The 21519-nt window shown below is 65.4% G+C and carries 20 protein-coding genes; 9 read left to right on the top strand and 11 right to left on the bottom strand.

Translation table 11 applies throughout. From position 1 onward, the window contains the following. Positions 1 to 87: 87 nt before the first annotated feature. The gene (locus ACYVF5_RS01905) at positions 88 to 1236 is read left to right on the top strand and encodes a fatty acid desaturase family protein (RefSeq protein ID WP_460942740.1); all 1149 of its coding nucleotides are present in this window, start codon (positions 88 to 90) and stop codon (positions 1234 to 1236) included. A 58-nt stretch (positions 1237 to 1294) separates the two neighbouring features. Here the strand turns inward: ACYVF5_RS01905 and rhaI are convergent, their stop codons facing one another. From rhaI to ACYVF5_RS01940, 7 genes are all read right to left on the bottom strand, one after another. Continuing rightward, positions 1295 to 2464, bottom strand: coding sequence for an L-rhamnose isomerase (gene rhaI, locus ACYVF5_RS01910; protein WP_460942742.1), 1170 nt, complete (start codon positions 2462 to 2464; stop codon positions 1295 to 1297). Then, entirely contained in the window at positions 2461 to 2841 is a 381-nt protein-coding gene (locus ACYVF5_RS01915) for an L-rhamnose mutarotase (protein ID WP_460942744.1), read from the bottom strand. Before ACYVF5_RS01915 ends, rhaI begins: the two co-directional genes overlap by 4 nt. 76 nt (positions 2842 to 2917) lie before the next feature. Continuing rightward, positions 2918 to 4369, bottom strand: a complete 1452-nt coding sequence (locus tag ACYVF5_RS01920; protein WP_460942746.1) for an arabinose isomerase — start codon at positions 4367 to 4369, stop codon at positions 2918 to 2920. A gap of 106 nt (positions 4370 to 4475) precedes the next feature. Further along, entirely contained in the window at positions 4476 to 5543 is a 1068-nt protein-coding gene (gene rhaS, locus ACYVF5_RS01925) for a rhamnose ABC transporter substrate-binding protein (protein WP_460942748.1), read from the bottom strand. Between the two features lie 28 nt (positions 5544 to 5571). Continuing rightward, positions 5572 to 6657 carry an ABC transporter permease gene (locus tag ACYVF5_RS01930; RefSeq protein WP_460942750.1) on the bottom strand — a complete coding sequence of 362 codons (1086 nt, stop codon included), beginning with the start codon at positions 6655 to 6657 and terminating at the stop codon, positions 5572 to 5574. Next, positions 6650 to 7630, bottom strand: a complete 981-nt coding sequence (locus tag ACYVF5_RS01935) for an ABC transporter permease (RefSeq protein ID WP_460942752.1) — start codon at positions 7628 to 7630, stop codon at positions 6650 to 6652. The genes ACYVF5_RS01930 and ACYVF5_RS01935 overlap by 8 nt, the downstream gene beginning before the upstream one ends. A 41-nt stretch (positions 7631 to 7671) precedes the next feature. Continuing rightward, entirely contained in the window at positions 7672 to 9207 is a 1536-nt protein-coding gene (locus ACYVF5_RS01940) for a sugar ABC transporter ATP-binding protein (RefSeq protein WP_460942754.1), read from the bottom strand. Between the two features lie 182 nt (positions 9208 to 9389). On the opposite strand from ACYVF5_RS01940, the gene ACYVF5_RS01945 reads away from it, so the two are divergent. After that, the gene (locus ACYVF5_RS01945) at positions 9390 to 10397 is read left to right on the top strand and encodes a LacI family DNA-binding transcriptional regulator (protein ID WP_460942756.1); all 1008 of its coding nucleotides are present in this window, start codon (positions 9390 to 9392) and stop codon (positions 10395 to 10397) included. Between the two features lie 123 nt (positions 10398 to 10520). On the opposite strand, the gene ACYVF5_RS01950 is transcribed toward ACYVF5_RS01945, so the two are convergent. Beyond that, the gene (locus ACYVF5_RS01950) at positions 10521 to 12218 is read right to left on the bottom strand and encodes an MFS transporter (protein ID WP_460942758.1); all 1698 of its coding nucleotides are present in this window, start codon (positions 12216 to 12218) and stop codon (positions 10521 to 10523) included. A 5-nt stretch (positions 12219 to 12223) separates the two neighbouring features. After that, a complete protein-coding gene (locus ACYVF5_RS01955) occupies positions 12224 to 12649 on the bottom strand; it encodes a MarR family winged helix-turn-helix transcriptional regulator (RefSeq protein WP_460942760.1) in 426 nt (141 codons plus the stop codon). A 96-nt stretch (positions 12650 to 12745) separates the two neighbouring features. Here ACYVF5_RS01955 and ACYVF5_RS01960 point away from each other — a divergent pair, with 96 nt between their 5' ends. Then, positions 12746 to 13618: an alpha/beta fold hydrolase gene (locus tag ACYVF5_RS01960; protein ID WP_460942762.1), complete on the top strand. Its 873-nt coding sequence runs from the start codon at positions 12746 to 12748 to the stop codon at positions 13616 to 13618. Beyond that, positions 13615 to 15153, top strand: a complete 1539-nt coding sequence (locus ACYVF5_RS01965) for a carboxylesterase/lipase family protein (RefSeq protein WP_460942764.1) — start codon at positions 13615 to 13617, stop codon at positions 15151 to 15153. Before ACYVF5_RS01960 ends, ACYVF5_RS01965 begins: the two co-directional genes overlap by 4 nt. An 81-nt stretch (positions 15154 to 15234) precedes the next feature. Here the strand turns inward: ACYVF5_RS01965 and ACYVF5_RS01970 are convergent, their stop codons facing one another. Continuing rightward, positions 15235 to 15894: a histidine phosphatase family protein gene (locus ACYVF5_RS01970; RefSeq protein WP_460942766.1), complete on the bottom strand. Its 660-nt coding sequence runs from the start codon at positions 15892 to 15894 to the stop codon at positions 15235 to 15237. Positions 15895 to 16128: 234 nt separating this feature from the next. On the opposite strand from ACYVF5_RS01970, the gene ACYVF5_RS01975 reads away from it, so the two are divergent. The 4 genes from ACYVF5_RS01975 to ACYVF5_RS01990 all read left to right on the top strand — a co-directional run bounded on the left by ACYVF5_RS01975 (position 16129) and on the right by ACYVF5_RS01990 (position 19751). Further along, a complete protein-coding gene (locus ACYVF5_RS01975; protein WP_460942768.1) occupies positions 16129 to 16545 on the top strand; it encodes a CBS domain-containing protein in 417 nt (138 codons plus the stop codon). A gap of 155 nt (positions 16546 to 16700) precedes the next feature. Continuing rightward, the gene (locus tag ACYVF5_RS01980; RefSeq protein WP_460942770.1) at positions 16701 to 17750 is read left to right on the top strand and encodes a lipoate--protein ligase family protein; all 1050 of its coding nucleotides are present in this window, start codon (positions 16701 to 16703) and stop codon (positions 17748 to 17750) included. Positions 17751 to 17860: 110 nt separating this feature from the next. After that, positions 17861 to 18754: a DNA-methyltransferase gene (locus ACYVF5_RS01985; protein WP_460942944.1), complete on the top strand. Its 894-nt coding sequence runs from the start codon at positions 17861 to 17863 to the stop codon at positions 18752 to 18754. A 70-nt stretch (positions 18755 to 18824) separates the two neighbouring features. Beyond that, positions 18825 to 19751 (top strand): LLM class F420-dependent oxidoreductase, encoded by a 927-nt coding sequence (locus ACYVF5_RS01990; RefSeq protein WP_460942772.1) that lies wholly within the window; start codon positions 18825 to 18827, stop codon positions 19749 to 19751. A gap of 184 nt (positions 19752 to 19935) precedes the next feature. On the opposite strand, the gene ACYVF5_RS01995 is transcribed toward ACYVF5_RS01990, so the two are convergent. Then, the gene (locus ACYVF5_RS01995) at positions 19936 to 20286 is read right to left on the bottom strand and encodes a metalloregulator ArsR/SmtB family transcription factor (protein ID WP_460942774.1); all 351 of its coding nucleotides are present in this window, start codon (positions 20284 to 20286) and stop codon (positions 19936 to 19938) included. Positions 20287 to 20382: 96 nt separating this feature from the next. Here ACYVF5_RS01995 and arsB point away from each other — a divergent pair, with 96 nt between their 5' ends. Continuing rightward, the gene (gene arsB / locus ACYVF5_RS02000; protein ID WP_460942776.1) at positions 20383 to 21504 is read left to right on the top strand and encodes an ACR3 family arsenite efflux transporter; all 1122 of its coding nucleotides are present in this window, start codon (positions 20383 to 20385) and stop codon (positions 21502 to 21504) included. Positions 21505 to 21519: the final 15 nt, after the last annotated feature.

The following is a 21519-nucleotide window of genomic DNA, read 5'->3' on the forward strand; positions in this document are numbered from 1 at the left end:
GTGCAACACCGACCTAGCGTCAGAGGAAACCACAACGGGTGACGAACACTGCTCTGGAGCGCAGTGCGGCAACGGGAGTATCAAGCGATGACGGCGATCGGCAGCAGCAGCACAACAGAGAACACGAACCCTGCAGAGAACACGAACCCTGCAGAGAACACGAACCCTGCAGAGAACACGAAGAAACGATCGACGGGGCGGGTCAACAGCGAGTTCACCGAGCTGGCGCGGCTCATCCACGATGCGGGTCTGATGAGGCGACGGTACGGGTACTACTGGGCGAAGCTGATAGCGGTACCGATCGCATATGCGGCGGCCATTGCCCTGTTCGTCTGGATCGGCGACACCTGGTGGCAGTTGCTCACAGCTGTGCTCTTCGCCGTGCTGTTCACACAGACGGCTTTTCTCGGCCACGACGCCGCTCACCGCCAGATCTTTCGTTCGGGAAAATGGAACGACTGGACGAGCCTGATCGTCGGCGACCTCTTCATCGGCATGAGCTACGGCTGGTGGCAGCACAAGCACACCAGGCACCACGCCAACCCGAACAAACAGGGGTCTGACCCCGACATCGAGATACCGGTGGTGTCGGTCACCCCGGAACAGGCACAGCGGCGACGCAACCGCGTCACATCGTGGCTCATCGCTCACCAGGGCGTTTTCTTCTTTCCCATCCTCCTTCTCGAGGGCATCGCCCTGCACGCCTCAAGCGTCAAGCGGGTTCTCTCGCCGGAACCGGTCAAACATCGCTGGGTTGAGATCGTGTTCCTCACCGTGCGCCTCGCAGGTTTCATCACCCTTGTCTTCGTTGTGCTCTCGCCGGGTGTCGCCGTGGCGTTCCTCGCGGTGCAGCTGGGGGTGTTCGGGTTCTACATGGGAGCGTCGTTCGCACCGAACCACAAGGGGATGCCGCTGGTTCCGAAAGACGCGAAGCTCGACTTCCTGCGGCGACAGGTGATGATGAGCCGCAACATCCGGGGGAATCGTGTGCTCGACACCCTGATAGGAGGACTCAACTACCAGATCGAACACCACCTCTTCCCGTCCATGCCCAGGCCGCACCTGCGCAGGGCCGCACCCCTCATCGCGGACTACTGTCGAAAGGCCGGCGTTCCGTATACGCAGACCGGGCTCTTCGAGAGCTACCGCATAGTGATCCGCTACATCAACAGGGTCGGGCTCGGCGAAAAAGACCCCTTCACCTGCCCGCTCATCCAGCAGCGGCTGTCGATCTGAGCGCGCGGAGGGTGTGAGGGGCGAAAAGAGCCGCCACACCCTCCGGCTCACTCCGGGTCTACGCGCCCCAGCCGGCCTGCTGGCCACCGACGCGCTCTGCCGCGATCCTCTGCTGGTAGCCGGACCGGTCGTATGCCGTCATCGGGTCGGCGGGCAGCCCTCGCGACTCTCGCCATTCGGCGAGGGCGGGTCGCACATCGGTGTAGAAGGCGTCCATGAGGATGCCGTTGGCGCCGAGCACGTCGCCGGCATCCTGTGCGTCGGAAAGGGCTCTCCTGTCGACGAGCAGTGCGCGGGCAGTCATCTCCTGCACGTTGAGCACCGAGCGGATCTGGCCGGGGATCTTGTCTTCGACGTTGTGGCACTGGTCGAGCATAAACGCGACGGGCGAATCGTCGGCGAGCCCGCCCCCGCGCACGACCTCGTAGAGGATGCGGAACAGCTGGAACGGGTCTGCCGCGCCGACGATGAGGTCGTCATCCGCATAGAAGCGTGAGTTGAAGTCGAACGAGCCCAGCTTGCCGAGCCGCAGAAGCTGGGCGACGATGAACTCGATGTTGGTGCCTGGCGCATGGTGTCCGGTGTCGAGGCAGACCATCGCCCTGTCGCCCAGCGCCGAGACCTGGGCATACGAGGTTCCCCAGTCGGGAACATCCGTGTGGTAGAAAGCCGGCTCGAAGAACTTGTACTCGAGCACCAGGCGCTGTTCGTCGCCGAGACGGTCATAGATCTGCTGCAGCGAGTCGGCGAGTCGATCCTGACGTGAGCGGATGTCGCCCTGCCCCGGATAGTTCGTGCCGTCTGCGAGCCAGATCTTGAGATCCTGCGAACCGGTCTGGTGCATGATGTCGATGCACTCGAAGTGCGTGTCGATGGCCTTGCGGCGCACTGCCGGGTCAGAATGTGTGAGCGACCCGAACTTGTAGACGTCGTCTTGGAAGGTGTTCGAATTGACCGTGCCGAGCTCGACGCCGAGTCCGTTCGCGTGCTCGCGAAGTGCTGAGTAGTCGTCGACCTTGTCCCAGGGAATGTGCAGAGCGACCTTGGGAGCAAGGGCTGTGAGCTCGTTGACCTTGGCGGCGTCTGCGAGCTTCTCGTGAATGGCGCGAGGTGTCCCGGGGGTCGAGAAGACCTTGAAACGGGTTCCCGAGTTCCCGAACGCCCACGACGGGAGTTCGATGGCCTGCTTCTCAAGCCGGGTGAGGATGTCGGTGGTGAGGATGCTCACGATGCGTCGCTTTCTGTTTCTGTCTCGTCGAGTGCCGCGAGTTGGTCTTCGAGGTGAAACACCTCTGTCAGTTGAAGGAACCCGGTGTCTGGTGCGCCATCGAGTTCGACGAAGAACTGGCTCATCTCGGCTTGCCAGCGCGCGTTCACATCGGTCTTCGCCATGCCGGCCTGCGCGGCTTCGAGCGACGGCGTCTCGACGTAGCCGATGAGAAGGCCGTCGTCGCGCACGAACAGCGAATAGTTGTTCCAGCCCGTCGATTTCAGCGCCCGCAGCATCTCTGGCCATACGGCAGCGTGTCGCTCGCGGTACTCCGCGAGTCGGTCCGGTCTGACCTGGAGCTGGAAGCAGACACGGGTGTTGCGGTTCGCGTTCATCTCCGGCCTCCTCTCAGAAGGCGGTCTGTGGGTTCCATGGGTTCCTGCCGATCTCGTTCTCGATGTTGTGACGCGCTCAGGCCGACACGTGGCGGTGTTCGATGCCGAGCAGGCTCGCCGCCGCGGCGACGTCTCCTGCACGATGACCGACACAGAGTGCCCAGTGATGGCCGATGCCGGTCTGGCTCCACTCGTCGACCCAGAGACCGGGGTCCATTCCGAAGTCGACCCGGCTCGTCGTGTTGCCGATCGCGAGCAGAGGGCCGGGAACGACCTCGCCCTCTGACGTGACGAGCACGTAGGAACCGTTGTGGTCCTGCCCGAGGCCGAGTGTCGTGACCGGGCCATGCTTGACGTCGAACTCGACGGACACCCCCCAGCCGCGTTTGCCGTGATAGACACCGAGGCCGCGCAACAGCGGATCGCCTGCGCTGACCGCGAGGTGTGCCGGGCCGTCGTGGCCCATCTCGACGACGTTGTCGAAGAAGTTCAGGGCCTGGATCTCGGTGAACGAACCGCCGGCTCCGAGCGACTGCCCGACGAGCTGCGCGATCGAGGTGCGCAATTCATACTCACCGGCCATCGGCACGCCACGTGCCGTGAGAATCGACGAGCCGAGGATCATTCCCGCACCGAGGCGCTCGTGCTGCTCGCCGGCGAGGCCGCGGTGGTAATAGGCGACGGTGTCGAGGTCGAAGTCGTCGACGAGTCTGTCGAGCCCGACCGAGACCTTGGCTCCCCACGCGAAGTCCTCGTCATTCACGGATTCGTCGAGAGTGAAGAGCTTGCGTGCGAGGTCCATGCGCTCGGCGACCTCGGCGTCCGTCACGACGTTGACCCGCTCGCGCAGATCGTCGAACTCGAGAACCTCGACGTGTGAGCCGAACGTCGTCGACACCGTGGTGAGGTCGGTCGAGACATCGAGCATGCCGGGGTAGAGATGACCCATGAGGCCATGCCTGGCGTTGCGGAGGGCGCCTCGAACCCCGGCGGCGTGCACCCAGCGGTCGATCCGCTGCCAGGCGCTGTCTTGGCGAAGGTGCCCAGAGACCGACCGGAAAGGGATGCCCGCGCGACGAAAGACGTTCGCCACCTCTGGCACCGGGCACTGGCCGCAATAGGCGAGCCACTTGCCCGTGTCGACGTTCGCGTGGTCCATCGCCTCGGTCGGCTGCAGGTCGAGCACAAGAACCGGGGTCTTGGCCTTCTGGGCGATCGGCAGCACCATCGAACTCGTGAGGTAGGTCGCGAGAAAGATGACGATGATGTCGCAGTCCGCCACCCGCAGTTTCTCAGCAGCGGTGTTGGCCTCCTGGGCGTCAGAGACGAAGCCCGCATCAACGACCTCGGCGTCGAGGTCGTTGAACCGCCCGGTCACATAGCGAGCGGAGTCCTGCAACTGCGGCAGCAGGTCGGGGAATTGGGGCCAGTACGCCCCCAGGCCCCCCGAGACGAGGCCGATCCGGGTCTTCCGTCGCTGCTTGGGCGGCAGCAGTGCGCCCACATCGTTTGTGAGTGCGTCAGGCATTGCGGTTACTCCTCATATTTCAGTCCCTACTCTTCAGGCGGATGACGCAACGGGGGCGGAGCCCAGGCAAGAGCTCGCGTGAGCATCCGCCCCCGTCGCTCGACGACTAGAAGTCGTAGTCGTCGATGTTGTCGGCATTGAACACGGTGGGCGGGCCGACGATGACCACGCCGCCCTCGCCGATCTCGCGCTCGCCGAGCTCGCCGGCTTCGAACGTCTCGCCTGATTCTCCGGTGATGGTGCCGTCGGCGAGCGCCTTGCCGGCGAACGCGGCGACATAGCCGAGCTGTGCCGGGTCCCAGAGCGCGAACTCGGTGACCGTGCCGTCTTTCACAAACGGACGCATCTCGTTGGGCAGGCCGAGCCCGGTCAGCGCGACCTGGCCCTTGTACTCAGAGGTCGAAAGGTAGCGCGCGGCAGCCGCGATGCCGACGGTCGTGGGCGAGATGATGCCCTTGAGATCGGGGTAGGCCTGCATAAGACCCTGCGCCTCTTGGAACGACTTCGTGTCGTCGTCGTCACCGTAGACCTTGGCGACCAGCTCGATCTCTGCGTAGTCCGGGTTCGAGGCGAGTTCCTCCTCCATAAAGGCGATCCACTCGTTCTGGTTGGTCGCGTTCGCCGTGGCCGAGAGGATGGCGATCTGGCCCGATCCTCCGATCTGCTCGGCGATCAGCTCGACCTGGATCTTCGCGACGTCCTCGGCGACGACCTGGCTGATGAAGACGTCGCGGCAGTCCGGATTGGTGTCGGAGTCGAATGCGACGATCTTCGCACCACCGGTGCGCGCCTCTTCGAGTGCCGAGCAGACGGCGTCAGGGTCGTTGGCGGCGATCACTATGACGTTCGTGCCCGCCTGGGTCTCTGCGTTGATGAACGAGACCTGACTCGAGGCGCTCGCGTCGAGTGGGCCGACGATCTCGCTCGACGCGAAACCGGCTTCGTCTGCGCCGGTCTCTCCGCCGCCGAGCACGACGTCTGTATAGGGATTGTTCAGCTGCTTGGGAATGAATGTGATCGTCTGATCACCGTCGGCACCCGAGCCTCCGCCCTCTCCGCCTTCTCCGCCGCCAGCGCAGCCGGTGGCGATGAGGGCGACGGAAGCGGCGACCGCTGCGACAGTCGTCAATCGACGTGCCATGCCTCTTCGAGCACGATTGCGATTCAACTCCATTGTTCTTCCTTTCGATACGGCGCCGGTGCTAGGCGCTCGGTGTTCCCGAGGGTGAGACCCGGGGAATTTCTCGTCGTAATCGGCTGGCGTGCCGCCATTTCACCATCGCCGCGAAGATGCTCGGAGCGACAACGGATGCGATCAGGAGCGACCCGGTGACGATGATGAGCACCACATCCGAGACACGCCCGAGGCGCAGCGCGTAGTTGATGATGCCGATCAGCAGCACTCCGGCGACCACACCGGGAACCGAGCCCTTGCCTCCGAATATCGAGACGCCGCCGAGGAGCACGGCCGCGATGACGGCCAGCTCGAGCCCGCTTGCGTTGTCAGACCGGGCGCTGGAATAGCGAAGCGTCCAGAACACGCCGGCGAGTGCCGAGACGGTGCCAGAGCCGACATAGAGCCAGAGTTTCGCACGAGCGACCTTGATGCCCACAAAGCGTGCGGCCTCTTTGCTGTAGCCGAGGGCGTAGAGCCCGCGGCCGAACGGCGTGAGGTGCAGCAGAATTCCGAAGAACACGATAACGATGAGCACGCCGATCATGACCGTGGGGATCCCCGTTGTGCCGAGCTTCGAGGTGAAGAACGAGGTCAGCTCCGGTGGAAAGCTCGCGACGGCATTGTCGCCGATCACCACGAGGGCGAGCCCGCGGAACAGCGCGAGTGTGCCGATCGTGACGGCGAGCGACGGCAGGCCGACGACCGCGACCAGAACGCCGTTGAACGCTCCCGCGAGGGCTCCGACGACAACGCTGACGAGCAGCACCATGGGCATGTCCCAGCCGGCCTCCCAGAGCACACCCATGAGGGCGCTTGTGAGGCCGACGATGCTCGCCACCGAGAGGTCGATCTCGCCGGTGATGATGATGAGCGTCATCGGCATCGCGATCAGCAGCACGGGGATGACGTCGAGCAGCAGGAATCCGGTCGTCACCGGTGAGGCGAATCGCGGGATCGCGATCATAAACGAGACGATCACCGCGATGAGCGCATAGATCATGATGGCGTCGCGCCCCAGCAGGATGCGCGCGAGCCCGGTGCGCCCCCGTGGCTCTGCGGCGAGTGCTCTCGTGCTGTCGGGGCCGGTGGTCACTGTTGTGGTCTCAGACATCGCGGGCCTCGCTCACTCGTAACTTCTTGGCTCTTCGGGCGCTCGCTATGCGGTCGATGACGATCGCAGAGAGGATGAGCACACCGACTATGGCCTGCTGCCAGAACTTGTCGACGCGCAGAGCGGTGAGTGCGCTCGTGATGGTGGTGAGCAGCACGGCGCCGATCGCCGCACCCGCCACCGAGCCGCTGCCGCCGAAGATCGCGACGCCGCCCACCACCGCGGCGGCGACGACATCGAGTTCCATTCCCGTGCCGGTGGTCGCGCCGACCGAGTTGAAGCGGGAGGCATAGAGCACACCGGCCAGCCCCGCGAGCACGCCGTTTGTCAGGAACGCCAGGAAGACCCTGCGCGAGACCGGGATGCCGAACAGCCTGGCGGCCTCGGGATCTGAGCCGATCGCATAGAGGTCGCGGCCCGAGCGAGTGCGTGCCATGTAGACGGCGACGACGGCGACGACGACGATGGCGAGAAGGGTGATCACCGGGAAGCCGGCGATGGTGTTGACGGAGAGCGCGCCGAAGGCATCCGGCCGGTCATCGGCGAAGTACTGTGTGCCGCCCGCCCAGGCGTTGTTCAGTCCTCGATAGATGTAGAGAGTTCCGAGAGTGATCACGAGCGCGGGCACCTTCGCCACCGTGACGAGCAGTCCGTTGAACGCCCCGAGCACGGCGCCGAAGGCCAGCCCGATGAGAAAAACGAGGGGAATCGGCATGTCTGGCGCGTTGGCGAAGATCGTTCCCGTGCCGAAGGCGACGAGCCCGAGAATCGAACCGATCGAGAGATCGACGTTGCGGGTGATGATCACGAGCGCCTGGCCGACGGCGAGGATGCTCATGATTGTCGCGTTCAACAGCAGGTCTTTGACACCTTGTGGGCTGAGGAAGAGGGGGTTCGCCGCATACGTCGCGAGAACGAGGACGATCAGCGCGAACGCAACGGGCAGTTCCCGCGCGCGAAGTACCGCCCTCATCGCCGATGACCGTTGTTTGGCGGGGGGTGCAGAGGTGGTTGTCACGGTGTGGTCTCCAGTGATGCTGTCGCGGCGTGCATAACGTTCTCCGGTGTCGCGTCGGCCCGATCGATCTCTGCGCTGATGCGGCCTTCGTGCATCACGATCACCCGGTCGGCCATGCCGAGCACCTCGGGCAGCTCAGACGAGATCATGAGGATGGCGATGCCTCGCCCGGCGAGGTCGGAGAGCAGACGATGCACCTCGGCCTTCGTGCCGACGTCGATGCCGCGGGTGGGCTCGTCGACGATGAGGAATGCCGGCTCTGTCGCGAGCCACTTTGCCAACACGACCTTCTGCTGGTTGCCACCGGAGAGTGTCGAGACCGCGTACTCCTGGGAGCCGGTCTTGACCTGCAGCCGCTTCGTCCACTCCGCAGCGACCCGCTGCTCCTCGCCGCCATTGATCAAACCGAATCTCGCGAGCCGGTTCCGCAGGGTGAGCGCCGTGTTCCGGGCGACGGAGAGGTCCATAACGAGACCCTGCTTGCGCCGGTCTTCTGGAACGAAGCCCATGCCCGCGTCGATAGCGGCTTGCGGGTCGCGCGGTTTGAGGGCCTTTCCGCCGATCTCAACAGAACCCGCGTCGTACGGGTCGATACCGAAGATGGCACGGGCGACCTCGGTTCGACCCGCGCCGACGAGGCCGGCGAGAGCGACGATCTCACCCGAACGCACCTCGAAGTCGATGTCGGTGAAGACGCCGGCACGGGCCAGACCCTGAACTCTCAGGACGGGAGCGCCGATCTCGGCCTCCTCCTTGGGAAACAACTGGTCGATGTCGCGCCCGACCATCTCGCGCACGATCTCTTCGACAGTGACGGAGCTTGTGTTGTGCGTCGCGATGTAGTTGCCGTCGCGCATGACCGTGATCCGGTCTGTGAGCGCGAAGACTTCGTCGAAGCGGTGGGAGATGAAGAGAATTCCGGCGCCGCGCTCCCGCAGATTGCGAGCGACAGCGAAGAGCCGTTCCACCTCTACTCCGCTGAGGGCGGCTGTCGGCTCATCCATGATCAGCACCCTCGCGTCGAGCGAGATCGCCTTCGCGATCTCGATGATCTGCTGGTCGGCGATCGAGAGACCCTCTGCGATGCGATCCGGGTCGATCGGCACGCCGAGCTGTTCAAAGAGGTTGTGCGCGGCGCGGCGCATGCTGCCCCGGCTGATCAGGCCGAACCCACCACGGGGCTGACGCCCGATGAAGATGTTCTCGGCCACGGTCAGGTCGGGGAAAAGCGTCGGCTCCTGGTAGATCACAGAGATGCCGGCGGCTTTGCTGTCTGCGACCGAACGGAACGCCACCTGCTCGCCACCGACTCGGAACACACCTGCGTCCGGGTGATAGAGGCCGGCGAGGATTTTGACGAGAGTGGACTTGCCGGCCCCGTTCTCGCCGACCAGTGCGTGGATCTCGCCTGCGCGGATCTCGATGGTCCCGTCTGCCAGCGCAACGACCGGGCCGAACCGCTTGGCGGCACCCGTCAGCGACAGCACATTCTCGGCTGTCGGCCCTGTCGTGCCGGCTGCTGCACGTTCCATCGTGGGCTACCTCCCCTTTGAGGACTGAATCGTTTCATATCGGACCCCCTCAATGTAGGTGTGTCGTTATGGGGCTGTCAACCCGACCGATGCGAGCGTTCGCGTATTCGGTTGATTCGTTTCATAATTGTGATCATCTGGCTCCGATAGTGTCGTCGGAGCCGCCGAAACAGAGGAGACCGATGGTTGCCAGTGTGAGAGAAGTCGCACATGAGGCGGCGGTCTCAGTCGGCACGGTGTCCAATGTGCTGAACCGGCCAGACAAGGTGGCGCCCGCCACCGTGGAGAAGGTGCAGGCGGCGATCACCAAACTCGGTTTCGTGCGCAACGATGCCGCGAGGCAGCTGCGGGCCGGGCGGAGCAGCAGCCTTGGTCTTGTTGTGCTCGACGTGCGCAACCCGTTTTTCACTGACGTCGCCCGAGGTGCTGAAGACCGCGCGTCGGCAGACGGATTGACCATTCTGCTCGGCAACAGCGACGAGACGTCTGCCCGTGAGAACGCCTATCTCGACCTGTTCGAGCAGCAGCGTGTGCACGGCGTGCTCATCTCGCCCGTCGCCGAGGACCTTCCGCGCCTCAAGCGGCTTCGCGGACACGGTATTCCCGTTGTGCTCGTGGACCATCATGCGGGCGATCGCAGCTTCTCGTCGGTCGCCGTCGACGACGTGGTCGGCGGGTATCTGGCCACGGAGCACCTCGCAGACATCGGCAGGCGGCGCCTCGCGTTCGTGGGCGGGCCCACGAGCATCCGTCAGGTGGCGGACAGGCTTGCGGGCGCTCGACGGGCTGTCGAAGCAACCGACGGCATGTCGCTCGAGGTGATCGAGACCGACTCGCTCACCGTGCTGCAGGGACGCGCAGCGGGCAACGAGATCCGCTCGAGGCCGCCGGCAGAACGGCCGGATGCCGTGTTCGCGGCGAACGACCTCCTTGCCCTTGGGGTGCTTCAAGCGCTTATGATGCAGGGCGATGTGCGTGTGCCTCGCGACATCGCGCTCATCGGCTATGACGATATCGACTTCGCCTCTGCGGCAGTGGTCCCGTTGTCGTCCATCCGCCAGCCGAGCGAGCTGATCGGCAACACTGCCGTCGACCTGCTTCTGCGAGAGGCAGAGGGCGGCCCTGATTTCGTGCACGAGCACGTGGTGTTCCAGCCCGAGCTCGTGGTGCGTGAGTCCACGGCAGGCTGACCGCTCGCGTGAGCCGACGTCTTCACCTCGTTCGGACGATTTCACCGGGAATGCGCGGTGAGAACGTCCGATACGGATGAGAACGCTTGGGGGCGGGGCGCCGGGCGCGGGGCGCCGGCGCGGCTATCGGCGGCGGATCGGCCCGGTGAGCGTCTCGTCTGGGCTGCCGTAACGGGGCTGGTCGATCGGAACCTGTTGAGGCGCTGAGTCGGGAACGGCGACGGTCGGGAGCGGCTTCGTCGTCGGCTCCGCGGGTTCAGCCGGTTCAGTCGACGCAACGGGTTCAGCCGCCCTGATGGGTTCGGCCGACCCGGCCGACGCAACGGGTTCGGCCGACCCGATGGATGCAGTCGACCCGGCCGACGCAACGGGTTCAGCCGACGCAACGGGTTCAGTCGACCCGGCCGACGCAACGGGTTCAGCCGCCCTGATGGGTTCGGCCGACGCGTCGGGACCGACGCGCTTGCTCCCCTCCGCACGCGCGGCGGCGGCACCACTTTTCTTGCGCGGGAGGGCGATCGGAGCGGTGAGGGCGACGGCCTCAGAGAACTCGGCGGGAGATGTGCCGGGCAGGGGCCTCGCGACGTGTGTGACAACAAGACGCCAGCGTGAGTCCGGGTGAAAATGCAGGCGCAGACTGCGCGCGACGATCAGCCAGGTGAGCCCGATCGCGCCGGCGACGATGCCGGCGATGGCCGCTGCGCCGAGCGTCCAGCGTGCTCCGAACTCATTGGCCACCCATCCCACGATCGGGGCGCCGATCGGAGTGCCTCCCATGAGAATCGCCATGTACAACGCCATCACCCGTCCGCGCACCTCGGGGTTGGTGGTCGTCTGCACGAATCCGTTCGCGGTGGTGAGCAGTGTCACCGTGGAGAATCCGATCAGGATGAGAGAGAACGCGAACGTCCAGAACGTCGGCATGATCGCAGACAGCACAGACGCGACACCGAAGCCCCATGCCGCGATGATGACCACACGCATCCGTGCGCGTTCGCGGCGTGCCGCGAGCAGGGCGCCCGTGAGCGATCCGATCGCGAGAATCGACGAGACCAGGCCGTACTCGCTCGCGCCTCGGCCGAACTCGACGGCCATGGTCGACGAGATGATCGCGAAGTTCATGCCGAAGGCTCCCATCAGGAACACGATCACGAACACGATCATCAGGTCTGGGCGACCCCGCACATAGCGGAATCCCTCGGCGAGAGCGCCCTTCTGCGATGAGCGCTTGCGCGGCTGCAGCTCGCTCTTGCGCAGCATCAGCAGCGCGCCGATCATCGCGAGGAAGGTGACGGCGTTGACGATGAACACCCATCCAGACCCGATGCTCGCGATGAGCACACCCGCGACGGCCGGGCCGATGAGACGCGCCATGTTGAACGAAGCCGAGTTGAGCGCGACGGCGTTCGACATGTTGTGCTCGGTGACGAGGTCAGACACGAACGTCTGACGCGCGGGCCCGTCGATGGCGTTCACGATGCCGAGCGAGAGCGCGAAGAGATAGAGGTGCCAGAGCTCGGCGTGGCCGAACAGCAGCAGCAGGCCGAGCGAGGCCCCGAGAAGCCCGAGGGCACTCTGGGTGATCAGCAGGATCTTGCGCCTGTCGAAACGGTCGGCGATGAAGCCGGTGAGCGGCACGAGCAGAAGCTGCGGGGCGAACTGCAGGGCCATGGTGGTTCCGACCGCAATGGCGTCATTGTCGGTGAGGTCGACGAGCACCACCCAGTTCTGTGTGGTCGCCTGCATCCAGGCGCCCACGTTCGACACCAGGGCGCCGATGAACCACAGGCGGTAGTTGCGGGTCGATAGCGATCGGAACATCGCACTCACTGGGTGGCCAGCCTCCTCATCACTGTTGCGGCTGTCGCCAGCGCCGCGCGGTCGTCCTGCGACATGCCGCGCAGCTGAACGCTCAGCCAGGCGTCTCGTTTCTTGACGGTGTCTTTGACAACGGATGTTCCGGCATCCGTCAGCGCGATGCTCACCTTGCGGCGATCACCCTCATCCGTCTGCCTTGTGAGGTATCCGGACTCTTCGAGACAGTTCACGGTTCTGTTCATGGACGGAGCCGAGACGCGTTCCCGTTGTGCGAGGTCGCCCAGTGTGTGTGGTCCGTGCAGATGCAGGGCGGTGAGCACGGCGAACTGCCCGTCTGAGAGCTCATCGTCTGCCTTCTCTGCGCGGAGTCGTCGCGCCAACCAGAACGTCGCCATTCTCAGGTCGGAGCTTTGTTCTGCGATCGTCCGTGCCATAGGAGGCCATTCTAACAGATTAGTTAGGCTAGGTAAATATCAACTTAGCGAGGCTAACGAACTGGATGTCGGCCGGCGCGGAGGTACGCTGAGTGGATGCAGGACGACGTCGAACGCGCAGCCTCAGCCGTCGGCGCAGAAGCGCACGTGCTCACGGATGCCGACGGTGTCTGCATCTATTACTACAGCTGGTCTGCGGCACGCCCGAGGGGCATCGTGCACATCGGCCACGGGGCGGGGGAGCACGCGCTCCGCTGGGCGCCGACCGCACGGCTCCTCGCCGACGGCGGCTATACGGTTGTCGCAGACGACCACAGGGGTCACGGCTTCACGGGAGCGCTCGGCCGTGGATACGGTGACCTCGGCGCGCGGACGACGCGGGCCGCCATCGACTCGATGCAGCTCGTCGCAGAAACGGTCAAAGACGAGAGCCCGGGCCTCGCCCTCGTTGTCCTCGGTCACAGCTGGGGGTCGCTGATGGCGCAGAAGATCATCGCGCGCGCGCCGTTGTACGACGCAGCGGTGCTCTCTGGATCTTCGCTCGCGGCGCCCGGCGTCATCAACGCGGGCAATCTCAACAAGCGGTGGAAGAGCGAGCAGGCGACCGGACTCGAATGGCTGAGCAGAGATCCTGAAGTCGCCGAGCTCTTCGCGGCTGACCCTCACTGCTTCGACATCGCTGCGAAACCGGTGTGGACGCCGTTGCAGGCGTTCGGATTTCTCGGTCGCCCTCCAAAGCGGATGCCGCGTGACATCCCGGTCCTGATCCAGGGCGGCACAGACGATTCGCTGGGCGGCGTCCGCGGAATGTCGCTGCTGCGCAAGGCCTATCGGCAGCGGTCCCGCCTCAGCGACGTCACGCTGATGCTCTACCCCGGCGCGCGCCATGAGATCTACAACGACCTGAACAAACACGAGGTGGTGAACGACCTGCTCGGATGGCTCGACTCGCGGATCGACGCCGCGTGAGCTTTCGAGTCGAGACGGCCGAGGGGGTCGTCATCGGGGAGTCAGACGGCGACGTCTCGGTCTGGAGAGGCATCCCCTATGCGGATGCTCCGGTCGGCGCACTGCGCTGGCGTGCCCCGAAGCCTGTGGTGCCGTGGAAGGGTGTGCGCGATGCAACGGCGTTCGGCGCGGTGTCGTGTCAGATTCCCTCACGGCAGCCCGGTTCACTGCGCGCTTCTGTGCCGCAGAGCGAGGACTGCCTGTCGCTCAACGTCTGGTCTCCGGCTGCACCCTCGGCCGGCACGGGTACGGCTCTTCGACCGGTTCTCGTCTGGATCCACGGCGGATCGCAGACGGTCGGCGCCGGTTCCCTCCCCGATTTCTCAGGGCGGTTTCTGAGCGGCAACGGCGACATCGTGGTGGTGACGATCAACTATCGCCTCGGCGCACTCGGCTGGGCCGACTTCAGCTCGTTCCGCCGCGGGCGCCACGGGTTCGACTCGAACCTGGGATTGCGCGACCAGGTCGCTGCGCTCGAGTGGGTGCAGCGCAACATCCGTGCGTTCGGCGGCGATCCGCGGCGCGTGACCATCATGGGCGAGTCCTCGGGAGGCACGGCCATCACCACACTGATGGCGACGCCGGCGGCAGCGGGCCTGTTCCGCGCGGCTGTGGCGCAGAGCCCGGTGGCGGCCGCCGTCTATGACCGCGAGCTCAGCGCTGAGCGCGCTGCCCGGCTGCTGCAGATCCTCTCTGTCGAACCGCGCGAGGTGGAACGGCTTCGCGAGGTTCCCGTGCCCAGGCTGCTCCGCGCGATGTCAGCACTGGTCGACGAGAACACACTCGAGCGCCCGGGCACGCTCGCCCTCGGTCCGGTCGTCGACGGCGCATACCTGCCGAGGCATCCGCTCGAGGTCCTTGCCGCCGGGCAGGCGCACCCCGTGCCGCTGATGATCGGCACCACGCGAGACGAGGCCGAGCTCTTCGCGTTCGGCGACCCACCGCTTCTGCCTCTCAGACACCGGCAGACCGACGGGCTGATCGCGAGGCTCGAGGCCGAGGTCAGGGCCGCCGGCCGAGCGGATGCTGCGGGCGTGCGCGAGCGCCTGCAACGTGTGTACGGTGCTCGGCTCGGCCGCGGCGCACGACACGCGCTCGCGGCGGACTGGACCTTCACGATGCCCAGCCTGCGCGCGGCAGACGGGCACGCAGGCGCCGCGCCGACGTTCGTGTATCGGTACGACTACGTGCCGCCGGCGCTGGCGCTGACGGGGTTCGGTGCGACGCACGGCACCGAGCTTCCGCTGTTCTTCGGCACGCTCGACGCGCCCATCGGGCGCCTTCTCGTCACTCTCGGTGGCCGAGGAGCCCTGAGAAAGCGTTCGGCGCAGATGCAGAACGGGCTCATCGCCTTTGTGCGGGCGGGTGATCCCGGCTGGCCGCGCTACAGCCCCGCCTCTCGCGCCGCTCGGCTGTTCGGCCGACGCATCGTCGACACCGAGCACCCGGCGACCGATCGGATGCCCGCGTGGGACGGCATCCGCTTCACCGAGTGACCCTTTCGGTGGAGCTCGTCAGTGATGACGGGAGGTCTCGACAGGCTCGGCCACCGTGGGGCTCGAGCACTGTGGGCTCGATCAGCGCGTGCGCTCGGGGCGGGGCGCACCGGCGATCGGCAGGCCGGGTCGCGGAGGCAGGTTGAAGCCGAGCATCGAGAATGGCCCGCGCGGGCCGTCGAGCTCGATCGGCGCCAGGGCGCAGTTTCCGATCTCGGGAAAGAGGGCGCGATAGCCGTTCGGATCAACACCGATCAGGCGGCAGAGCACCAGCCTGAGCGCGGTGCCGTGGCCGACGACGAGCACACGACCGTCTGGATGCTCGTTCTTGATCCGGCCGAACGCGCGCAGCCACCTTTCGATCGCGTCTGTGCCGCGCTCGCCGCCGGGCAGCGGATTCTCGGCCGGTTTCTCGACGAAGGCGGCGACGGCATCCTCGTGACCGGCTTCGCGCAACTCGCCCAGGGTTCTTCCCTCGCCCTCTCCGAAGTCGACTTCGGTCAGGTCGTCGAGCGTCGTCGCCTTCAGCCCCGTGACGATGGCGCTGGCCTCTGCCGTGAGGACGGCGCGCTTCAGCGGCGATGAATAGATCGCGTCGAGACCGGCCGTCGCGGCCCAGGCCGCCAGGTCGTCTGCGTCGCTCTCGCCGTTGGCATCGAGCTCGATGTCGCTGACGCCCGCATATCTATGCCCCACGTGCCAGACAGTCTCACCGTGCCGTGCCAGAAAGAGTATTGTCATGCGCCCATTGTGCCCCAGGGTCCGCTGCAGGCAGAGCTCGCTGCAAGGCAGGGCTGCAGCGGGGCAGGGCTCGCCGCAGGCCAGTGTGCAGCCGGCGGGCAGCAACGACCGGGTCGAGAACGGGTGAACCCGTCAACGAGAACGGACGAGTCTGTCAAGGGGGTGTTCGTGTGTCCGATCGTGCGAATCATGGGGAGCATCCGCACATCCCAACGAGATCACGAGGAGATCATCATGGCCAGTGTTGCACGTGACATCATGACCGGCGGCGCCGAATGCGTCGGAGAGAACGAGACGCTCGAACAGGCCGCACGCAAGATGCGCGACCTCGACGTGGGATCGTTGCCGATCTGCGGCGAAGACAACCGCCTGAAGGGCATGCTCACCGACAGGGACATCGCCGTCAAGTGCGTCGCAGAAGGCGGCGATCCGCGCACGGCGACGGCTGGGGAGTTCGCCCAGGGCAAGCCGGTGACGATCGGCGCAGACGACTCGATCGAAGAAGCCATCAAGACCATGCAGGACCACCAGGTGCGCCGGCTTCCCGTGATCGACGGGCACGACCTCGTCGGCATGCTCAGCCAGGCTGACATCGCCCGCAACTACCCGGAGGACCGGGTCGGAGACCTCGTGGAGTTCATCTCGTACTGACTGCGGTCGGGTCGGGTCCGGCACAGCGCCCGGCACAGCGCCCGGACCCGCGTACGGTTCAGCAGGATCCGCGCGCCCTCAGCCCGCGGCATCATCATGCGGCTCGCGCCTGACCTGTCCGCGGAGCACACCCACGGCGCGGCTAGGCTTGGGTCATGCACGGTGAATACAAGGTTCCCGGCGGCAAACTCGTTGTCGTCGACCTCGACATCGTCGACGGCGTGATCAGCGATTTTCGACTCGCCGGAGATTTTTTTCTCGAACCGGATGACGCCCTCGAGGCCATCAACGCGTCTGTCAACGGCATGCCGGCAGAGACGGATGCCGCCGGCCTGGCTTCGGCGATCCGCCGCGGCCTGCCCGAGAACACCACGATGCTGGGCTTCAGCCCGGAGAGTGTCGCCACGGCCATCAGGCGCTCGCTCTCTGGCGCCGCCGACTGGCGCGACTTCGACTGGCAGCTGATTCACTCCGCGTCCGTCTCGCCTCGGATGCACCTGGCGCTCGACGAGGTGCTCACGGCAGAGGTCGGCGCCGGCCGGCGCGGCCCCACGCTGCGCATCTGGGAATGGGACGAGTCAGCGGTTGTGCTCGGAAGCTTCCAGTCCGTGAAGAACGAGGTGGACCTCGAGAACGCGGAACGATTCGGCTTCGACGTGGTGCGCCGCATTACGGGTGGCGGCGCGATGCTGATGAAGCGCGGCGAGGTCATCACCTATTCGATCTATGTGCCCGCCGAGCTCGTGCAGGGCATGACCTTCGCCGACAGCTATGCCTATCTCGACGACTGGGTGCTGACCACTCTGCAGTCGCTCGGCATCGACGCGGTGTACAAACCCCTCAACGACATCACGAGCCCGAGCGGCAAGATCGGAGGCGCCGCGCAGAAGCGGCTCGGCAACGGCGCCGTGCTGCACCACGTGACGATGAGCTATGACATGGACGGCGAGATGATGGCGAAGGTGCTGCGCATCGGCCGAGAGAAGCTGAGCGATAAGGGCACAACCTCCGCCGCCAAGCGCGTCGACCCGCTGCGCAGCCAGACGGGCCTTGCCCGCACAGAGATCATCGACAGGATGATCGACACCTTCACAGCGCTGACCGGCGCGATTCCCGGTGATATCACCGCGGAGGAATATAGCAGGGCCGAGCGTCTCGTCGAGTCGAAGTTCTCGACAGACGCATGGTTGAACCGGGTGCCCTAGACATGGCCTCACCCGATCAGCCGGTGCCGGACGAGCGGATGCCAGAGGGCATCCGTCGCCGCACCAAGCCGAAGAAGCGCACGAGCGGCACGGTCACCGGCGGCATCGTGATGGGTGTGGACGAGATCTTCGCGCCGACGCGCTACGAGGCGCAGATCGAGCGCGACACGGTCATCGGCGGAGACAACATGGCGGTGCTGCCCACGCTGCCAGATGAGCGGTTCACCCTGATCTACATCGACCCCCCGTTCAACACAGGGCGTGAGCAGCAGCGTCACGTGACCACGAGCATCCGCACCGCAGCAGGGGCAGGTGGGAACACCGGTTTCAAGGGGCAGAGCTATGAGCGGATTCGTGGAGAGCTGCGCAGATACGATGACGCGTTCGACGACTACTGGGCGTTTCTCGAGCCCAGGCTCGTCGAAGCATGGCGGCTTCTCGCAGACGACGGCACGCTCTATCTGCACCTCGACTACCGCGAGGCGCACTACGCGAAGGTGCTGCTCGACGCGATCTTCGGCCGCGATGCCTTTCTGAACGAGATCATCTGGGCATACGACTACGGGGCGAAGTCGAAGAGCCGGTGGCCGACCAAGCACGACACGATTCTCGTGTATGTGAAGAACCCCAGAGCGTACTTCTTCGATTCGGATGCCGTCGACCGCGAACCGTACATGGCGCCCGGTCTGGTGACGCCAGAGAAAGCAACGAGGGGCAAGCTGCCGACCGATGTCTGGTGGCACACCATCGTCTCGACGACGGGCCGCGAGAAGACCGGGTATCCCACGCAGAAACCGCTCGGTGTGCTGCGGCGGATCATCGCGGCGTCGACCCGAGAGGGCGACTGGGTGCTCGACTTCTTCGCGGGCAGCGGCACAACGGGTGCGGCCGCCCAGGAGCTCGGCAGGCGCTTCGTGCTCGTGGACGAGAATCCAGAGGCGTTCGCCGTGATGCAGAAGCGCCTCGCGGGCGATGTCGACTGGCTGGCGCCGCCGGCCCGCTGATTCCGCGCACTCGCGACAGACCCGCATCCACAAGCTGATATCGACCGACACCGAACGATCAGGGGAGCACATGAGATTCCGCATCTTCACCGAACCGCAGCAGGGCGCGACCTACGACGATCTTCTCGCCGTGGCACAGGCCACCGAGAAGCTCGGCTTCGACGCTTTCTTCCGCAGCGACCACTATCTCAAGATGGGCGACCACGTCGACGGGCTGCCCGGTCCGACCGACGCCTGGACAACGCTTGCGGGTCTCGCCCGAGAGACGTCGACGATCAGGCTCGGCACTCTCGTGTCGAGCGTGACCTACCGCTACCCGGGCATCCTCGCCATCCAGGTGGCACAGGTCGACCAGATGTCCGGCGGACGCATAGAGCTCGGCCTCGGCACGGGCTGGTTCGCCGAGGAACATGCCGCTTATGGAATACCGTTCCCCGAGAAGCGGTTCGGCATGCTCGAAGAGCAGCTCGAGGTCGTGACAGGGCTCTGGTCGACGCCTGTCGGCGACACCTACAGCTTCGGTGGCACGCACTACACGCTGACCGATTCGCCTGCGCTTCCGAAACCGGTGCAGCAGCCCCTGCCGATCATCGTCGGAGGTCACGGCAAGAAGCGCACCCCTGAGCTCGCGGCGCGGTATGCGGCCGAGTTCAACATCGCCTTTCCGAGTTTCGACAACGTCGCACCGGCTTTCGCCCGTGTGCGCGAGGCGTGCGACCGGGTGGGGCGTGCAGCGGACTCGATGCGATACACGGCTGCGTTCATCGCCGTCGCGGGTTCGGATGAAGCCGAGTTCGCCCGGCGCGCGGCGGCAGTCGGCCGCGCGCCGGCGGAACTGCGTCAGAACGGCCTCGCAGGCACTCCCTCCGAGATCGTGGATCGCCTCGGAGTGTTGCAAGACGACGGTGTCGAGACGATGTACCTGCAGATCATGGACCTGCAGGACCTCGATCACCTCGACTTCATCGCGCGCGAGATTGTTCCGCAGCTCGGCTGAGCACCTCGGCTCCGCCGCCCGCGATTCACCACGCGCTACAGCTTTTGTGACGCGCCATCCTATTTCGGGTAGCGCATCACAAAAGCTGTAGCGCGTGGCGGTCTGTGCGGAGCGCGCGCGAGCGCGAGCGCGAGCGCGCGAGAGAGGCGCATCGTTCACGGCGCCTGAGAGAGAAGCGCGGCGGTCAGACCGTGACGAGAAGGGTCGCGAGCGAGTCGAGTGCCCCTGGAACGAGTTTGTAGTACGCCCAGGTTCCGCGTTTGTCGCGCGAGAGGATGCCCGCTTCGACGAGGATCTTCAAATGGTGCGACACCGTCGGCTGGCCGAGGCCGAGCGGCTCGGTCAGATCGCAGGCGCAGGCCTCCTCGTTCTCGTGCGCCGCCACGAGCGAGATGAGGCGCAGCCGTGCCGGATCGGCGATGGCTTTGAGCGAGCGGGAGAGTTTGTCGGCATTCTCTGCGGTGATCGCCTCACGGGTGAGGGGTTCGCAACACGCTGTGACGTCGGTGACGGGCAACAGCTCGGTTAACGACATCTGAACTCCCTCTCGATAGATTGACATCCATCGATATTGTAGCAATACTGCATATCGAAGCACATCGATATCTTGTGCCAACACTAACGGAGCTCCATGACATCCACCAGCGGCACGTCGAACACTGTTCGGTTGGGCACCGCCGATCGGCTCCTGCCCGTCTGGATCGTTGCCGCGATGTGCCTCGGCCTTGTGCTGGCCATCTTCGTGCCGAGCGTCGGAGAGGCACTGCACGCGATCCAGATCGGATCGGTGAGCGTTCCGATAGCCGTCGGGCTTCTCGTGATGATGTATCCGGTGCTGGCCAAGGTGCGCTACTCAGACGCGCGAGCCGTTGCCGGAGACAGACGTCTGCTGGTGTCATCGCTCGTGATGAACTGGCTGATCGGCCCCGCTCTGATGTTCGCGCTGGCGTGGGCGTTCCTGCCAGACCTGCCCGAATATCGCACGGGGCTCATCATCGTCGGGCTCGCCAGATGCATAGCGATGGTGCTGATCTGGAATGACCTCGCATGCGGTGACCGCGAGGCTGCGGCGTTCCTCGTCGCGGTCAACTCGGTGTTCCAGGTCGTCGCCTTCGGTGCGCTCGGCTGGTTCTACCTGCAGGTTCTGCCGACGTGGCTCGGCCTCCCCACAACGAGCGCTGACTTCTCTTTTTGGGCCATCACCGTGAGTGTGCTCGTATTTCTCGGCATCCCCCTTCTCGCGGGATACCTCTCGCGTCGAATCGGTGAAGCGCGTCGCGGCCGGGTCTGGTATGAGTCGGCGTTCCTCCCCAGGGTGGGCCCGTTCGCTCTCTACGGCCTGCTGTTCACCATCGTGATGCTGTTCGCCCTGCAGGGCCAGCAGGTGGTCGACCGCCCGCTCGATGTCGTGCGGATCGCGCTCCCGCTGCTGGTGTACTTCGCCGTGACCTTCATTCTGGGCTTCGGCCTCGGCAGGCTTGTCGGGCTCGGCTATGAGCGCACGACGACCCTTGCCTTCACCGCTGCGGGCAACAACTTCGAGCTGGCGATAGCCGTCGCCATCGGCACCTTCGGCGCGACGAGCGGCCAGGCCCTCGCCGGCATCGTCGGTCCGCTGATCGAAGTGCCGGTGCTCGTCGCGCTCGTCTATGTCGCACTCTGGCTTCGACGGCGTGTGTTCCCGAGAGAGCCAGTGGCGGCCGAGCCGAAGAACACCGGCGTTCCCCCCGTTCCGGTCGCCGACCGGGTATAACCGCTCCGACAGAAA

The organism is Okibacterium endophyticum (assembly GCF_054780075.1).

Excerpts from the sequence above, each read along its gene's own strand:
- ACYVF5_RS01920 (WP_460942746.1), bottom strand. The coding sequence starts at position 4,369 with ATGCCTGACGCACTCACAAACGATGTGGGCGCACTGCTGCCGCCCAAG.
- ACYVF5_RS01930 (WP_460942750.1), bottom strand. The coding sequence starts at position 6,657 with ATGTCTGAGACCACAACAGTGACCACCGGCCCCGACAGCACGAGAGCA.
- ACYVF5_RS01915 (WP_460942744.1), bottom strand. The coding sequence starts at position 2,841 with ATGAACGCGAACCGCAACACCCGTGTCTGCTTCCAGCTCCAGGTCAGA.
- arsB (WP_460942776.1), top strand. The coding sequence starts at position 20,383 with ATGACATCCACCAGCGGCACGTCGAACACTGTTCGGTTGGGCACCGCC.
- ACYVF5_RS01945 (WP_460942756.1), top strand. The coding sequence starts at position 9,390 with ATGGTTGCCAGTGTGAGAGAAGTCGCACATGAGGCGGCGGTCTCAGTC.
- rhaS (WP_460942748.1), bottom strand. The coding sequence starts at position 5,543 with ATGGAGTTGAATCGCAATCGTGCTCGAAGAGGCATGGCACGTCGATTG.
- ACYVF5_RS01970 (WP_460942766.1), bottom strand. The coding sequence starts at position 15,894 with ATGACAATACTCTTTCTGGCACGGCACGGTGAGACTGTCTGGCACGTG.
- ACYVF5_RS01985 (WP_460942944.1), top strand. The coding sequence starts at position 17,861 with ATGGGTGTGGACGAGATCTTCGCGCCGACGCGCTACGAGGCGCAGATC.
- ACYVF5_RS01995 (WP_460942774.1), bottom strand. The coding sequence starts at position 20,286 with ATGTCGTTAACCGAGCTGTTGCCCGTCACCGACGTCACAGCGTGTTGC.
- ACYVF5_RS01980 (WP_460942770.1), top strand. The coding sequence starts at position 16,701 with ATGCACGGTGAATACAAGGTTCCCGGCGGCAAACTCGTTGTCGTCGAC.
- ACYVF5_RS01960 (WP_460942762.1), top strand. The coding sequence starts at position 12,746 with ATGCAGGACGACGTCGAACGCGCAGCCTCAGCCGTCGGCGCAGAAGCG.
- ACYVF5_RS01955 (WP_460942760.1), bottom strand. The coding sequence starts at position 12,649 with ATGGCACGGACGATCGCAGAACAAAGCTCCGACCTGAGAATGGCGACG.
- ACYVF5_RS01975 (WP_460942768.1), top strand. The coding sequence starts at position 16,129 with ATGGCCAGTGTTGCACGTGACATCATGACCGGCGGCGCCGAATGCGTC.
- ACYVF5_RS01935 (WP_460942752.1), bottom strand. The coding sequence starts at position 7,630 with ATGAGGGCGGTACTTCGCGCGCGGGAACTGCCCGTTGCGTTCGCGCTG.
- ACYVF5_RS01940 (WP_460942754.1), bottom strand. The coding sequence starts at position 9,207 with ATGGAACGTGCAGCAGCCGGCACGACAGGGCCGACAGCCGAGAATGTG.
- ACYVF5_RS01990 (WP_460942772.1), top strand. The coding sequence starts at position 18,825 with ATGAGATTCCGCATCTTCACCGAACCGCAGCAGGGCGCGACCTACGAC.
- ACYVF5_RS01905 (WP_460942740.1), top strand. The coding sequence starts at position 88 with ATGACGGCGATCGGCAGCAGCAGCACAACAGAGAACACGAACCCTGCA.
- ACYVF5_RS01950 (WP_460942758.1), bottom strand. The coding sequence starts at position 12,218 with ATGTTCCGATCGCTATCGACCCGCAACTACCGCCTGTGGTTCATCGGC.